Raw genomic sequence first — 14,643 nt, 5'->3', positions numbered from 1 at the left:
TCCCATATAATAAGGGATTAGCCCCAAAAAATCGCCCTCCAATAGTGTTCGCCTCCGTTTCATGAGCTCGATTTCAGCTCGCTTCCCCCTGACCCGCCTGGCCTGTGCCATCGGCGCCCTCGGCTTGCTCACCAGCGTCACCGCGCTGCCCGCGTTCGCCCAGGCGACGCTGCGCCCGGCGCGCGGGGTCGAGGACCCGAACGCGCCGACGGTGGCCGAAGCCGAACGCATCACGGGCCGGCCCGACCGCGAGATCACGCTCGAGCGCAATGCCGAAATCACGCGCGGCAAGACCCGCATGACGGCCGAGGTGGCGTGCTACAACGTCGTCGACGACGTCGTCGACGCCCGTGGCGACGTCAATATGTGGCGCTTCGGCGACCGCTACAAGGGCGACGCCCTGCAATTGCAGCTCGATTCGGGCAAGGGCTGGTTTCTGCACCCCGAATACCGCCTGGCGCAAAACAATGCCCAGGGCCGCGCCAGTCGCATCGATTTCATCAACACCGAAGTGGCGGTCGTCACCGACGGCACCTACAGCACCTGCGAGGGGCCCAATCCGGACTGGTACTTAAAATCGAGCACCATGCGCCTGGACCAGGGCCGCGACGTGGGCACGGCCGGCAAAACGATCGTGTATTTCAAGGATGTGCCCATTCTCGGCACGCCCGCCATGTCGTTTTCGCTGTCCGGTGCGCGCCGCTCGGGCTGGCTGCCGCCGTCGGTGGGCTTCGGCTCGAAGGGCTCGGGCGAAATCATGCTGCCGTATTATTTCAATATCGCCCCCAACCGCGACCTGACGATTTTTCCCCGCGAAATTTTCCGCCGGGGCTTGTTGATGGGCGCGACCGGTCGCTACATGGGCGAGACGGCGCTGGGCGCGTATGCCGGCCAGACCTCGGCCGAACTGATGATCCACGACCGCGTCACCAATACCGACCGCTGGCTGATCAATTCGCTCCATTCGCAGACCATCGGACCGGGCTGGTCGTACGGCTGGAACATCAAGGGCGCTTCCGACAACGAGTACCCGGCCGATTTTTCGCAGTCGGTGGCCAACAGCGCCGAGCGGCAGTTGCTGCGCGAAGTGCGCACCGATTACAACCAGCAGTTCTGGAGCCTGAGCGCGCGCGTGCAGAACTACCAGGTGCTGCAAGACCCGGCCGCCGCCGCCAACCCCATCTTCACGGTGGCGCGGCCGTACGACCGCCTGCCGCAAGTTAATTTCCACACGGGCCGCTACGACGTCGCCGGCTTCGACTGGACTTTCGACGCCGAAGCGACCCGGTTCTGGCACCCCGACCTGGTGCGCGGCAACCGCGCCGTGGCCCAAGGCCAGCTGTCGTACCCGATCGTGCGACCCAGTTATTTCATCACGCCCAAGCTGATGCTCAACGCGGCCAAGTACAAGCTCGACGACAACAGCATTCTCACCACCACCGTCGGCAACGGCACGGCCAGGCTGCCGCAGCCGGGGGCATCGCTCAGCCGCGCCGTGCCCACGTTCTCGCTCGACAGCGGCATGGTGTTCGAGCGCGACACCTCGCTGTTTGGCCGCGCCGTCACGCAAACGCTGGAGCCGCGCGTGTTTTATGTGCGCACGCCGTACAAGGACCAGAGCGCGTTCCCGAATTTCGACAGCGCCGAGGCCGGTTTTAGTTTTGCCCAGATGTTCACGGAAAACCGCTTTGTCGGCAACGACCGGATCGCCGACGCCAACCAGGCCACGGTGGCGCTGACGTCGCGCTTCATCGAGTCGAGCGGCGCCGAGCGATTGCGCCTGGCGCTGGGCCAGCGCTTTTATTTCGGCAAGCAGCGCGTCCAGCTCGACCCCAACGCGGTGCTCAACCAGAGCCACTCGGACGTGCTGCTCGCTGCCTCGGGCCGGGTATCGGAAACCTGGGCCTTCGACAGCGCATTACAATACAATGCGACGACCCACAGCGTATTCAGCTCGAATTTCGGCGCGCAGTGGCAGCCGGGCGAGAAAAAAGTCATCAACGCCGAGTACCGTTACGTGCGCGAGAGTTTCAAGAATGTCGATGTGTCGAGCCAGTGGCCATTGACGCAGCGCTGGTACGGCGTGGGCCGGGTCAGCTATTCGGTGCTGGACAAAAAAGTGGTGGAAAGTTTGATCGGCCTCGAGTACAAGGCCGATTGCTGGGTTTTCCGCATGGGCGCGCAGCGCTTCGTGACGGCGGCGCTGACCACCTCGACGCCGATTTTTTTCCAGCTTGAACTGAACGGCCTGTCGCGCCTGGGCTTGGGCAATCCGCTCGAGTCGTTCAACAAGAGCATTCCCGGTTATAGCCGGCTTAGCCCCGTGGCCACCCGCTAGCGGGGCGCCAGGCTGACGGTGCCGGCTGAATTTTTTCATGTGAATATGAATTATCTTATGACTGTTTCCCAGACTATGCGACCATTTCGACTGCACCCCCTGAAACTTGCGGCACTGCTGCTGTGTACCGCCGCCGCCGGCCAGTCGCTGGCCCAGGTGCGCGCCCCCGCGCCAGGCACCACGCCGGCACCCGCCGCGGCGGCGCCGGTGGTCCTGCCGACCCTGCCAAAGGCGGCCCCGGCCGCAGGCTTCGTGCCGCCGGCGTCGAGCGCCGCCAAAGTCATCGACTCGATTGCCGTCGTCGTCAACGACGAAGTCATCACCAGGAATGAAGTCGCCTCCCGCGTGCGCTCGGTGGAAGCGCGCATGAAGGCGAGCAATGCGCCGATTCCCGACAGCAGCGACCTGCAGCGCCAGGTCACGGAAGCGATGATCGTTGAGCGGGCCCAGCAGCAATTGGCCAAGGAAATGAACATCAAGACGGACGACCAGCAGCTCGACCGCGCCATCAGCCGGATCGCCGAAGGCCAGAAGCTGAGCGTGCAGGAACTGCGCAACCAGATGGAAAAAGAGGGCATGCCGTTTGCCGTCTTCCGCGAAGAAATTCGCAACGAAATCAGCATGCAGCGCCTGCGCGAGCACGAGGTCGATGCCAAGATCCAGATTTCCGACGCCGAAGTCGACACCTACCTGACGGCCGAGCAGGCCGCCGCCGCCGACAAGTTCGAAGTCAATATTTCGCAGATCCTCGTGCGGATTCCCGAAAACGCCACGCCCGAACAGGCCGCGGCCCGCAAGGCGCGCGCCGATGAAGTCGCGCGCCAGCTGCGCACGGGCGCCGATTTCGCCAAGATGGCGGCGACCTATTCGGACGCGCCGGACGCGCTCAAGGGCGGCGAAGTGGGCTGGCGTGACCCGAACCGCCTGCCGCCCCTGTTTGCCGAGCAACTGGTGAAAATGTCGCCCGGCCAGATCACCCCCGTGATCCGCAGCGCCACCGGCTTTCACCTGCTCAAACTGGTCGACAAGCGCGCCGCCGCCGCCGCCGCCCCCGACGCGGCAGCGCAGCAGCAGACCCACGCGCGCCACATCCTGCTCAAGGTCACCCCCACCATGACGGCGGCCGAAGCCAAGCACAAGCTGGCCGATTTCAAGGAACGCCTCGACAACAAGACCGCCAAGTTCGAAGACCTGGCGCGCACCATGTCGAACGATGGCACCGCGGCCAAGGGCGGCGACTTGGGCTGGCTGTATCCGGGCGACTCCGTACCCGAGTTCGAAACGGCGATGAACGCCTTGAAACCCGGCGAAATCAGCGGCCCGGTGGAAACGCCGTTCGGCTGGCACTTGATCGAAGTGCTCGAGCGCAAGAGCGATGACGCCACCAAGGAACGCCAGCGCAACACGGCCCGCAACGTCATTCGCGAGCGCAAGATGCAGGAAGCGGCCGAGGACTGGGCGCGCCAGGTGCGCGACCGCGCTTACGTCGAATTCCGCGAGGAAAAGTAAGCGCATGGCCGCCACCCGCCCCACCATCGCCATCACCACCGGCGAGCCGGCGGGGATCGGCCCGGAAATTTCCCTGCGCGCGGCGTGGGCCCTGCGCGCGCAGGTCAATGCCGTGCTGCTGGGCGACGCCGCCTACCTGGCCATGCTGGCGGCCGACATCGACCCCGCCATCCGCGTCGCCGCCCTGTCGATCCAGGCCCTGCGCAACGGCGGCCTGCCCCATTTCGGTCCCGAGCGCCTCACCGTCATCGATGTGCCGCTGGCCGCCCACGTGGTCGCCGGCCAGCTCGACCCCGCCAACGGCCGCGCCGTGCTGGCCACGCTCGACCTGGCGCTCGAGGGCATCGACGCCGGCTGGTTCGAGGCGATGGTCACCGCGCCCCTGCAAAAATCGACGATCAACGATGCCGGCGTGAAGTTTTCCGGCCACACCGAATACCTCGCTGAAAAAACCGGCACCGCCCAGGTGGTGATGATGCTGGCCGGCACCACCGGCACCACCGGCGCCAGCGGCGAGGCCGACTGGCTGCGGGTGGCGCTGGCCACCACCCATCTGCCCCTGCGCGCGGTGGCCGACGCCATCGGCGCCGACCTGCTGCTCGACGTGCTGACCATCATCGACCATGATCTCAAGCGCCATTTCGGCATCGCCGCACCGCGTATTGTCGTCACCGGCCTCAATCCCCACGCGGGCGAGCACGGCTACCTGGGCCGCGAGGAGATCGACATCATCGAGCCGGCGCTGGCCCGCGCGCGCGCGCGCGGCATCGACGCGCGCGGGCCGTATCCGGCCGACACCCTGTTCCAGCCCAAGTACCTGCAAGAGGCCGATTGCGTCCTGGCCATGTACCACGACCAGGGTTTGCCGGTCCTCAAGTACGCCACCTTCGGGCGCGGCATCAACATCACCCTCGGCCTGCCGCTGGTGCGCACCTCCGTCGATCACGGCACCGCGCTCGACCTGGCCGCGCGCGGCGTCGGCCTGGCCGACTGCGCCAGCATGATCGAAGCGATCGGCTGCGCCGTGCGGATGGCGGCGGCGCGCCGTGCTTTCACCCTATAAATTAAGACTTCAATGAAACATGTGGCCCGCAAGCGCTTCGGTCAGAATTTTCTGACCGACAAATTCGTCCTCGACAACATCACCGACGCCATCGACCCGCAACCGGGCCAGGCGCTGGTGGAAATCGGCCCCGGCCTGGCCGCCATGACGGCGCTGATCGCCAAGCGGCTCGACCACATGCACGTCGTCGAACTCGACCGTGACCTGGTGACCCGCCTTGAAAAGCAGTTTCCGCGCGAAAAGCTGACCATCCACTCGGGCGACGCCCTGAAGTTCGACTTCGCGCAAATTCCCGTGCCGCCGGGGCAAAAGCTGCGGGTCGTGGGCAATTTGCCCTACAACATCTCCAGCCCGCTGCTGTTTCACCTGGCCGAGTTTGCCCATCTGATCGAAGACCAGCATTTCATGCTGCAAAAGGAAGTGGTCGAGCGCATGGTCGCCGAACCGGGCAGCAAGGTCTACGGCCGCCTGTCCGTGATGCTGCAATGGCGCTATAAAATGTCGCTGCTGTTCATCGTGCCGCCCACGGCCTTCGATCCGCCGCCGCAGGTCGAATCGGCGATCGTGCGCATGATCCCCGTCGCGCAAAAACTGGCCTGCGACGGCGCCACGCTCGAAGCGGTGGTGTTGAAGGCGTTTTCCCAGCGCCGCAAGGTGATCCGCAACTGCCTGGCCGGCATGTTCACCGAGGCCCAACTGGTGGCGGCGGGCGTCGATCCCACCTTGCGGCCGGAGGCGATCGGCCTGGTCCAGTACGTGGCGCTGGCCAATCTGCTCAAGCCCCTGCCTACATCAGTTTGACACGCATCTAACCCATTGTGATTAGCCGTCGCTAGCGCGGACGGGTGCTAGCCAGGCACTGCAAATCTGGCTATTATAATTTCCTGAGTGTAATTATAGTTTCATGAGGGCAAAACTGTCGAAAGGCAGTGACGCAAAGCTACCGGCCTACCGCGCACCCGCGCCACGGCAGCGGGGCCGCCAACGTTGGCGCCGGCATCAGGCCGTGCGCTACTGCCACCGCACGCCGGAGGCAACGTTGTCGTGGCGTGGCCCTCGCCACCACGAGAGCCCCCGCCATGACCGACCGATCGATCGTTCCACCAGCGCTGCCAACCGGCCGTCTGCACTTCTTGCCGGCACTCGGTGTGGCCGCTGCGCTGAGCGCGTGCGGTGGCGCCGTCGACACGGCCCCCCAGGCCAGTGTGGCGATGGCGCCGGCCAGTGCCGTCACCACGTTGCAGCTGGACATGGCGCCGCTGCCGGAGGCCGCCGCCGCCTTTGTGGCGCGGCCCATGTTCAACCTGGCGCCGACCCTGCTGGCCGAACCGGACCAGCCCGACAGTGGTGAGGCCCACCGGGCGCCGCATACCCGGCGCCTGTCGACCGACCAGCAGCACCTGTCCACGCGCCGGCTGACGGTGCAAGCCATTCGCGAGGCCGACCGCCAGCGCGCCATCGACGAGGCGAACGGCGTTGACACCGGCGCCGCCGCGCAGGCTGACGGCGCCGGTGTCGCACCGATGGCCAGCGGCGCCGTCATCGCCACCTACACGCCGGCGCAGATCCGCGCCGCCTACGGCTTGCCGCCGCTGCCGGCCGCTGGCGCCGTGCTCAGTGCGTCGCAACGGGCGCAACTGGGCGCCGGCCAGACCATTTATATTGTCGACGCCATGCACGACCCCAACGCGGCCGCCGAGCTGGCCGCGTTCAACGTGAAATTCGGCTTGCCGGCCTGTACCGTCAAAGCGATCGCCGTCACCCAGGCGCTGCCGCTGGCGGCGGCCTCGTCCACCGCGTGCGAATTCTCGGTGGTCTATAACACCGCCGCCGGCGCCATGACCGCCGCCGCGCCCGCCTACAACTCGGGCTGGGCCACCGAGATTGCACTGGACGTCCAGTGGGCGCATGCCACCGCGCCGCTGGCGCGCATCGTGCTGATCGAGGCAGCCGACGCCTCCCTCAACAGCCTGATCGGCGCGGTCAAACTGGCCAACGCGATGGGCCCCGGGGTGGTGTCGATGAGTTTCGGTGCCAACGAGGGCACCTGGACCGCTTCGGTCGATGCTGCCTTCAGCGGCGCCAACATGAGTTACCTGGCCGCCACCGGCGACAACGGCGCCGCGGTGTCGTGGCCGGCCGTCTCGCCCAAGGTGGTGGCGGTGGGCGGCACCACCCTGACCTACAGCGGCACCGGCACGCGCAGTGAAGTGAGCTGGTCCGGCACGGGCGGCGGCACCAGTGCCTACACCCCCACCCCGACTTACCAGAACAGCACCATCCCCGGCGTCGGCACACCGCTGCGCCGCACGGTGGCCGACGTCGCCTTCAATGCCGATCCGTCGAGCGGCCAGTACGTGGCGGTGATGACACCTGGCAGCACCACCCCGAACTGGGTCAGCGCCGGCGGCACCAGCCTGTCGACCCCGCAGTGGGCCGGCCTGGTGGCCCTGGCCAACGCCATGCGCGCCCTGAGCGCCAAGGCGCCGCTGGGCATGGCCCACACGGCACTGTACGGCCAGATCGGCGCCGTGCCGATGAATTACTCCGGCGCGTTCGCCGACATCACCAAGGGCAGCAATGGCGCCTGCGCCACCTGCGTGGCCAAGGCCGGTTACGACTCGCTGGCCGGCCTGGGCACGCCCAATGTCACCAGCCTGCTGCAGTTGTTGTCCGGTGCCACCGTCACGCCTGTTGCGCCCGTGGTCACTGGCGCCGCCATCGCCGGCACGCTCGGCACGCCGCTGACGTTCACGGTCGCCGCCAGCGCCACCAATGCCGTGACGTACACGCTCAGCGGTGCGCCCTCGGGCATGACGATCAGTACTGCCGGGGTGGTGTCGTGGGCCGTGCCGCTGGTCGGCACCTATAACGTGACGGCGCTGGCGCGCGACAGCGTGAGCGGTTTGACGGGGCAGGGCAGCTACACCGTCACCATCGCGTTGCCACCGGCACCGGTGGTGACCGCCGGCGCCATCAGCGGCAAGGTCGGCACGGCCCTGTCGTTCAGCGTGAGCGCCAGTGGCAGCAATCTGAGCTGGTCGCTGACGGGCGCCCCGTCCGGCATGACGATCGCCAGCACCGGCGTGGTCAGCTGGCCGACCCCGGTCGCCGGCACCTATGCCGTTACCGCCATCGCCACCGACAGCAAGACCAAGCTGAGCGGCAAGGCCGTCTACACGGTGGCGATCGCCGCGCCGCTGCCGCCCGTCGTCAGCGCTGCCAGCCTGACGGGCCGGCCCGGTATCGCCCTGTCGTTTGGCGTGAGCGTGGTGGCGCCCAACGCCGTCACGTACAGTCTGACCGGTGCGCCTGCCGGCCTGACCATCAGCAGCGCCGGCCTGCTGGCCTGGGCCAGCCCGGTGCTGGGCAGCTACAGCGTGACCGTGGTGGCGCGCGACAGCAAGACGGGCTTGTCCGGTCAGGCCGTCATTGCCATCAAGATTGCCGCTGCCGGTCCCGTGATCACGGTCGTGCCCCTGACCGGCGTGGCGGGCAAGGCCTTCAGCGGCAGTTTCGGCGTGGCGGCCCCCGGCGCGAGCTGGTTGTCGGTGTCGATCGCCGGCGCCCCGGCCGGCATGAGCTTCGGCTTTAACGGCACCAGCATCCTGATGGCCTGGGCCAGTCCCGTGACGGGCAGCTACACGCTGACGGTGGTGGCGACCGATTCGGCCGGGCTCATCGCCAAGGCCAGCGTGCCCATTACCATCACGGCAAAATAAGTGGATCTAACCGGTAGCGGCGGCAACGCCGCTACCGCCTACCCCGCCGTCCTGGCACTGTTTTCCTCGATCATCGCCAGCGCCACGCTCCTCGCCTCGGCCTGCGCTTCTGCCTGACTCGCATACACGTGTTCCACCGCCACCCGCTGCGCGGGCACGATGCTGTTGCGGTGCATGGGATTGCTCGACGGACCGTAAATCGTCACCCATGCCGCCCAGCCGTCCACATCGTCCATGTGCACGCCGCTGTAGTCGATCTCGTACGCTCCCACCGTTTCTGTCGCCATCGTCGCTCTCCTTCAGGATGTCAGCGGCCATCATGCCAGTTTTGTGGCTCGCGCGAAGCGCGCCTTGACGGTGGGTACAGGCGAAAAAAAAGCCCGCTGTTGAGCGGGCTTGAAATCCAATTCTTTTTGAGGAGACTTGGAGGAGACAGATGCATTATGCTGCGTCACAGCATATAAAACCAATTGTCTTTTCCAATATCAGTTAATCAGATTTCGTATATCTCAGGTGCTGGCAGGCTTCGTTACGCAGGTAACATTGATATTGGTCACTGCCGCATCGCCCATCACGCCGGCAGGATTGCTGACGGTGCAGACTTGATTGGTGGGCTGGGTCAGCACGGTGATGCCGTAGCTGGTGTTGTAAGGCACGTTGTCGGTGAAGGCGTAGGCGGTGACGCCGGAGGCCACGGCGATGGTGCCGCTACTGCCGTTGGTGAGCACCAGGCCGTCGGCCGCGAGGCCGCTGACAGCGCCGCCGATGCTGTAGGTGTTGAGCAGGCAGGTGACGACGATGGCGATCGACGCCGTGCGCCCGGCCGTGCCGCTGGCCGTGTCGACGCCGGTCAGGGGACTGACCGTGGTGCAGCTCTGGTGCAGGGGCGGCGTCTTCTGGGTGACGTTGTAGACATCGCCGTACGACACGGTATTCGGGAAGGAAAAACTGGTGGCGCCGGCTGGCACGCTCAGATCCATGCCATTGGTGGTAAGCACCAGGCCGGGGTAGCTCAGGCTGGTCACCGTGCCGCCGATGGTGAAGGTGGCTTTGCCGCCGCAGGCCGCCAGGGTCAGGGCGATGGCCGCCAGGGCGACCGGGCGCAGGAAGGTTGTAAAAGTCATGAAGTTCTCCGGGAGGCGGTCAGATGCAGTTGACCTGGACATTGGTGACATTGGCCGGGCCCATCGTGTTGGTGCCGTTGGTCACCGTGCAGGTCTGGTTGGCCGGCTGGCTCAGGATGGTGACGCCGTACGGCGTACCGTCGCCCACCTTGGTCATCTTGAACGAGGTGGCATCGGCCGCCACGCTGACCTTGTCCGGACCGTTGACCAGCACCAGGCCGGTGTTTTTGAGGTTGCTCACGGTGCCGCCCAGATCGTAGGTATTGGTGACGCAGCTGATGACGACGGTGGTGATGTCGTAGGTCGACGTTTTGCCCGTGTTGCTGCTGGCCGTGCACACGGCGTTGCTGGGCGAACTTTTAACCGTGACGTTATAGTTGGTATCGTTGCCGACCAGGGTGGGGAAGACGAAGCTGGTGTTGGTCGCCGGAACGACCAACTCGTCGCCGCCGTTGTTGAGCAACACGAGGCCGGTGCGGTTGAGGTTGACCACGATGCCGCCGATGATCAGGGAGCCGCCGCTGCCACCGCACGAGGCCAGGGTCAGGGCGCACGCGAGCGCGACGCCCGAACGCAGGAACAGACTTTTCATGTTTTCTCCAAAAACGACAAGATGGCGCCAGCGCGCTGGCGACCGCAAAATAGACAAATTGGCCGCCATTTTAGTGCATTTGTTATGCTAAGGCCCCATTGGCCGTGTATCACGGTGTAACTGGCCCATGCGGCAGTTGAAATCGTCCTATTTACTTGTGAGCGCGTCATGACAGCACTGCCCCTTCCTGCCTGGCCCAAGGCCGTCCTGTTCGACCTCGACGACACCTTGTGGCCCATCGCTCCCGTCATCGAGCAGGCCGAGCGCCAGGTGTGGGCCTGGATCGAGCAGCATGCGCCGGGCATCGCCGGCGCCCACTCGATCGACAGCCTGCGCCAGGCGCGCCTGCAAAAGCTGGCGCGCGAGCCGCACTTCCACCTCGACCTGGCGGCCCTGCGCCGGGCCGGCCTGCTCGACGCCTTTGCCGCCAGCGGCGACGACGTCGGCCGCGTCGACGAGGCGATGGCGATCTTTTCCGCCGCGCGCAACCTGGTCGCGCCTTACGCGGACGTGCTCGACGGCCTCGAGCGGCTGGGCCGGCGCACGCTGATCGGCTCGATTTCGAACGGCAATGCCGACTTGCGCGCAATCGGCCTGGACCACCATTTCAAGGTGTCGGTGGCGGCCCACAGTTTCGGCCAGGCCAAGCCGGCCCCCGCGATCTTTCTGGCCGCCTGCGCCGAACTGGGGGTGGCGCCTGCCGAGGCCGTGTATGTGGGCGACGACGTCCTGCTCGACGTGCGCGGCGCCCAGCAGGCGGGCCTGCGCGCCGTCTGGCTCAACCGCACCGGCAGCGCGCGCCACCTCGAACACGGCGTCACGCCCGACGCCATCTGCGCCGATTTCGATCAATTGCTGGACTGGCTCGAGAACAACCATGCCTGAGCGCGCCCATGCGGCCGTCGTTACCCCGCACGGGCCGCGAGCGTGCATAATAAAGGCACCCAGTCCAAGGATCACGTCAGACCACCATGCATCTCGATAACCGTGCTCAAACCCTGCTCAAGGCCCTCGTCGAGCGCTACATCGCCGACGGCCAGCCGGTCGGCTCGCGCGCCCTGTCGAAAATATCGGGCCTGGACCTGTCGCCGGCGACGATCCGCAACATCATGTCCGACCTCGAGGAAATGGGCTACGTCGCCAGCCCGCACACCTCGGCCGGGCGCATTCCCACCCCGCGCGGCTACCGCATCTTCGTCGACACCCTGCTGACGGTGCAGTCGATCGACGAGCACTCGGTCGATTCGCAGTCGCGCATGCGCCTGCAGGCGCCGCAGCAGCAAAAAACCATCGCCAACGCGGCGCAGATGCTGTCGTCGCTGTCGCAGTTCGCCGGCGTCGTCATGAGCCCGCGCCGCGAGTCGGTGTTCCAGCAGATCGAATTTCTGCGCCTGTCGGAAAAGCGCATCCTGCTGGTGATCGTCGATCCCCGCGGCGACGTGCAAAACCGCCTGCTGCTCACCGATGTCGACTACACCCCGTCGCAGTTGATCCAGTCGGCCAATTTCATCAACCAGAATTACGGCGGCCTGTCGTTCGACCAGGTGCGCGCCCGCGTGACGGGCGAATTGCGGAAATTGCGCGACGACATGAGCCGGCTGATGCAGGCGGCGGTGGAAGCGGGCAGCGAGGCCATGGCCGACCACAGCGACGACATGGTCATCTCGGGCGAACGCAATCTGCTCAGCGTGGCCGACCTGTCGTCGAACATGAGTTCGCTGCGGCAGATGTTCGACATGTTCGAGCAGAAAACGGGCTTGATGCAATTACTTGATGTGTCAAGTAAAGCCACGGGCGTGCAGATTTTTATCGGCGGCGAGTCCAGCCTGGTGCCGATGGACGAGATGAGCGTGGTGACGGCGCCTTACGAGGTCAACGGGCGCATCGTGGGAACGCTGGGGGTGATCGGCCCCACCCGCATGGCGTACGAGCGGGTCATTCCCATTGTCGATATCACGGCCAAGTTGTTGTCGAACGCCTTGAGTCATTAAGAACCTACCGGGATAGGTTCGAAGGACTGGCAAGCGGCCAGCCCGTGCGCAGCTTAGCGGTGCGGGCAGGCCGGCTTGATGCAATTGCCATAAATGGCCAGCGCATGCTCGGCGATGCTGAAGCCGCGCTCGCTGGCGATGGTGTTTTGCCGGGTTTCGATCGCTTCGTCGAAAAATTCTTCGACGCGCCCGCAATCGAGGCACACGAGGTGGTCGTGGTGGGAACCCGCATTGAGTTCGAAAATGGCCTTGCCCGTTTCAAAATGGTTGCGGTTGAGCAAGCCAGCCTGTTCAAACTGGGTCAGCACGCGGTACACGGTGGCCAGGCCAACGTCGAGATTTTCTGTCAATAACTGCTTATAGACGTCTTCGGCAGTCAGATGGCGCACCTCGCTGTTCTGAAAGATCTCCAGAATTTTCAGGCGCGGCAGGGTCGCTTTGAGGCCGCTGGCCTTGAGGTCGGTGGGATTGTTACTCATGTTTGTTGCTCGAAGTTGGGCGTAGTGCTTTATGATATAGCGTTTTGGAGCTATGGCTCAAACGTTTTGAGGTTCCCTATGCGCGTCACGATTGCCGATTTTTCCCGCAGCTTGTCCCTGAAGCCCGTCCTGGTCGCCGCTGCCGCCTGTGCCGTGCTGAGCCTGGCCGGCTGTGCCAACTGGCGCCAGACCCAGCCTGCCGCCGCGGTCTCGACGGCGCCGGGGGCGATCGCGGCCGACGCCAACGCCTCGGCGGCCAGCGCCAACGCGGGCGCCCAGACCAGCAGCGCCACCAGGCTGCAGCGCTTCTTCTGGATCTTCTCGCCGTACCGGCCAGACATTCAGCAGGGTAACTTCGTGTCCCAAGAAATGCTGGCCCAGCTCAAAGTGGGCCAGACCCGCGACCAGGTCAAGTTCATCCTCGGCACGCCCCTGCTGACGGACGTGTTCCATGCCGAGCGCTGGGACTACCCGTTTTATCTGGCACGGGGCAATGGCGAGCTGACCAAGGCGCGCGTCACCGTCTATTTCAAGGACGACAAGGTCGAGCGTTTTGACGGCGGCAACCTGCCCACCGAAAAAGAGTACATTGCCCGCATCGCCGGTCCGTCGAAGGTGGCGGCCAAGGCGGCGCCCAAGAAGGAAGAGGCCGCTTCGGCCAGCATCCAGGTCAAGAAATAATCGTATGGCCGCTCTGAATATTGCCGTTGCCGGCGCCAGTGGGCGCATGGGCAAGATGCTGGTCGAAGCGATCGACCAGGCTGCCGACACCCGCCTGTCCGGCGCGCTCGACGTCGCCGGCGCGCCCGGCCTGGGCCAGGACGCCGCCGCCCTCCTGGGCCGCCCGTCCGGTGTGGCCATCGGCGCCGACCTCGCCAGCGCGCTGGCCGGCGCCCGCGTGCTGATCGATTTCACCCGGCCGGAAGGCACCCTGGCCCACCTGGCCTATTGCGCCGCGCACGGCATCGCCATGGTGATCGGCACCACCGGATTCGATGAGGCAGGCAAGGCGGCCATCCGCGCCGCCGCCGAAAAAACCGCCATCGTGTTCGCCCCCAATATGAGCGTGGGCGTCAATGTCACGCTCAAACTGCTGGAAATGGCGGCGAAAAGTTTTAGCGAAGGCTACGACATCGAAATTATCGAAGCGCACCACCGCCACAAGGTCGACGCGCCGTCCGGCACCGCCCTCAAGATGGGCGAAGTGATCGCCGACGCGCTCGGGCGCGACCTCGCCAGCTGCGCCGTCTACGGCCGCGAAGGCGTCACCGGCGCGCGCGACCCGTCCACCATCGGCTTCGCCACCATCCGCGGCGGCGACATCGTGGGCGACCACACGGTGCTGTTTGCCGGCGACGGCGAGCGCATCGAGATCAGCCACAAGTCGAGCAGCCGCGTCACCTACGCCCACGGCGCCCTGCGCGCGGCGCGTTTTCTGGCCGACAAGCAAAGCGGCCTGTACGACATGCAAGACGTACTCAATTTGAAGGACTGACATGGCCACCGTCGAACTCAAGGGCGCCGCCATCGACAGCGCGGCCGCCTTTCACCTTGCCTCGCAGGCCGCTTTTGGCTTTCCCGACAGTTATAGCCACACCATCGACGGCTGGGTCGATTGCCTCAGCTACCTGCGCGATGCCGATGGCATGAGTAAATTTCGCCTTTTCCCCAAAGAAATGCTGGAAATCGTCATCACCGACAGTGCGGCCCTCCAGGCCAGGCTGCCCGAGCTGGTCGAAGAAATCAGCTATTGCGTGGCCGGCATCAACGAGCGCTACGCCGATTACGGCGAATTGCCGGCACTTAAGCTGGTGCTGCGCTAGCC

General features: G+C 65.5%; 14 protein-coding genes and 1 riboswitch. Of the genes, 10 read left to right on the top strand and 4 right to left on the bottom strand.

The window, feature by feature from the left end; genetic code table 11:
• Positions 1-61 precede the first annotated feature (61 nt).
• The 5 genes from ACP7EY_RS01850 to ACP7EY_RS01830 all read left to right on the top strand — a co-directional run bounded on the left by ACP7EY_RS01850 (position 62) and on the right by ACP7EY_RS01830 (position 8,632).
• Positions 62-2,338 (top strand): LPS-assembly protein LptD, encoded by a 2,277-nt coding sequence (locus tag ACP7EY_RS01850; protein WP_426189861.1) that lies wholly within the window; start codon positions 62-64, stop codon positions 2,336-2,338.
• 75 nt (positions 2,339-2,413) lie between these two features.
• Positions 2,414-3,847 carry a peptidylprolyl isomerase gene (locus tag ACP7EY_RS01845; protein ID WP_426189859.1) on the top strand — a complete coding sequence of 478 codons (1,434 nt, stop codon included), beginning with the start codon at positions 2,414-2,416 and terminating at the stop codon, positions 3,845-3,847.
• 4 nt (positions 3,848-3,851) lie between these two features.
• A complete protein-coding gene (gene pdxA / locus ACP7EY_RS01840) occupies positions 3,852-4,910 on the top strand; it encodes a 4-hydroxythreonine-4-phosphate dehydrogenase PdxA (RefSeq protein WP_426189857.1) in 1,059 nt (352 codons plus the stop codon).
• Positions 4,911-4,922: 12 nt separating this feature from the next.
• A complete protein-coding gene (rsmA, locus tag ACP7EY_RS01835; RefSeq protein ID WP_426189855.1) occupies positions 4,923-5,711 on the top strand; it encodes a 16S rRNA (adenine(1518)-N(6)/adenine(1519)-N(6))-dimethyltransferase RsmA in 789 nt (262 codons plus the stop codon).
• A 98-nt stretch (positions 5,712-5,809) separates the two neighbouring features.
• Positions 5,810-5,896, top strand: a riboswitch (cyclic di-GMP riboswitch).
• A gap of 93 nt (positions 5,897-5,989) precedes the next feature.
• The gene (locus ACP7EY_RS01830) at positions 5,990-8,632 is read left to right on the top strand and encodes a peptidase S53 (protein WP_426189853.1); all 2,643 of its coding nucleotides are present in this window, start codon (positions 5,990-5,992) and stop codon (positions 8,630-8,632) included.
• 38 nt (positions 8,633-8,670) lie between these two features.
• Here the strand turns inward: ACP7EY_RS01830 and ACP7EY_RS01825 are convergent, their stop codons facing one another.
• The 3 genes from ACP7EY_RS01825 to ACP7EY_RS01815 all read right to left on the bottom strand — a co-directional run bounded on the left by ACP7EY_RS01825 (position 8,671) and on the right by ACP7EY_RS01815 (position 10,348).
• Positions 8,671-8,919, bottom strand: coding sequence for a hypothetical protein (locus ACP7EY_RS01825; protein WP_426189851.1), 249 nt, complete (start codon positions 8,917-8,919; stop codon positions 8,671-8,673).
• Positions 8,920-9,141: 222 nt separating this feature from the next.
• Positions 9,142-9,756, bottom strand: coding sequence for a hypothetical protein (locus tag ACP7EY_RS01820; RefSeq protein ID WP_426189849.1), 615 nt, complete (start codon positions 9,754-9,756; stop codon positions 9,142-9,144).
• Between the two features lie 19 nt (positions 9,757-9,775).
• On the bottom strand, positions 9,776-10,348 hold the full coding sequence (locus ACP7EY_RS01815; protein ID WP_426189847.1) for a hypothetical protein: 573 nt from the start codon (positions 10,346-10,348) through the stop codon (positions 9,776-9,778).
• A 168-nt stretch (positions 10,349-10,516) separates the two neighbouring features.
• Here ACP7EY_RS01815 and ACP7EY_RS01810 point away from each other — a divergent pair, with 168 nt between their 5' ends.
• On the top strand, positions 10,517-11,233 hold the full coding sequence (locus tag ACP7EY_RS01810) for an HAD family hydrolase (RefSeq protein ID WP_426189845.1): 717 nt from the start codon (positions 10,517-10,519) through the stop codon (positions 11,231-11,233).
• An 86-nt stretch (positions 11,234-11,319) separates the two neighbouring features.
• Positions 11,320-12,339: a heat-inducible transcriptional repressor HrcA gene (gene hrcA, locus ACP7EY_RS01805; RefSeq protein ID WP_426189843.1), complete on the top strand. Its 1,020-nt coding sequence runs from the start codon at positions 11,320-11,322 to the stop codon at positions 12,337-12,339.
• Positions 12,340-12,392: 53 nt separating this feature from the next.
• Here the strand turns inward: hrcA and fur are convergent, their stop codons facing one another.
• A complete protein-coding gene (gene fur, locus ACP7EY_RS01800) occupies positions 12,393-12,818 on the bottom strand; it encodes a ferric iron uptake transcriptional regulator (RefSeq protein ID WP_426189841.1) in 426 nt (141 codons plus the stop codon).
• A gap of 78 nt (positions 12,819-12,896) precedes the next feature.
• Between fur and ACP7EY_RS01795 the strand changes: the two genes are divergently transcribed.
• From ACP7EY_RS01795 to ACP7EY_RS01785, 3 genes are read left to right on the top strand one after another with little or no spacing between them, the layout of a single operon-like run.
• Positions 12,897-13,499, top strand: coding sequence for an outer membrane protein assembly factor BamE (locus tag ACP7EY_RS01795; RefSeq protein WP_426189839.1), 603 nt, complete (start codon positions 12,897-12,899; stop codon positions 13,497-13,499).
• Between the two features lie 4 nt (positions 13,500-13,503).
• Positions 13,504-14,313, top strand: coding sequence for a 4-hydroxy-tetrahydrodipicolinate reductase (gene dapB, locus ACP7EY_RS01790; RefSeq protein WP_426189837.1), 810 nt, complete (start codon positions 13,504-13,506; stop codon positions 14,311-14,313).
• A 1-nt stretch (position 14,314) separates the two neighbouring features.
• Positions 14,315-14,641, top strand: coding sequence for a barstar family protein (locus ACP7EY_RS01785; RefSeq protein ID WP_426189835.1), 327 nt, complete (start codon positions 14,315-14,317; stop codon positions 14,639-14,641).
• The last annotated feature ends 2 nt before the right edge of the window (positions 14,642-14,643 follow it).

This window comes from Massilia sp. DWR3-1-1 (genome assembly GCF_049898325.1).
In the GTDB taxonomy this organism is placed as follows: Bacteria; Pseudomonadota; Gammaproteobacteria; order Burkholderiales; family Burkholderiaceae_D; genus JAFCUW01.
This window is presented reverse-complemented; position numbering and strand designations above follow the sequence as displayed.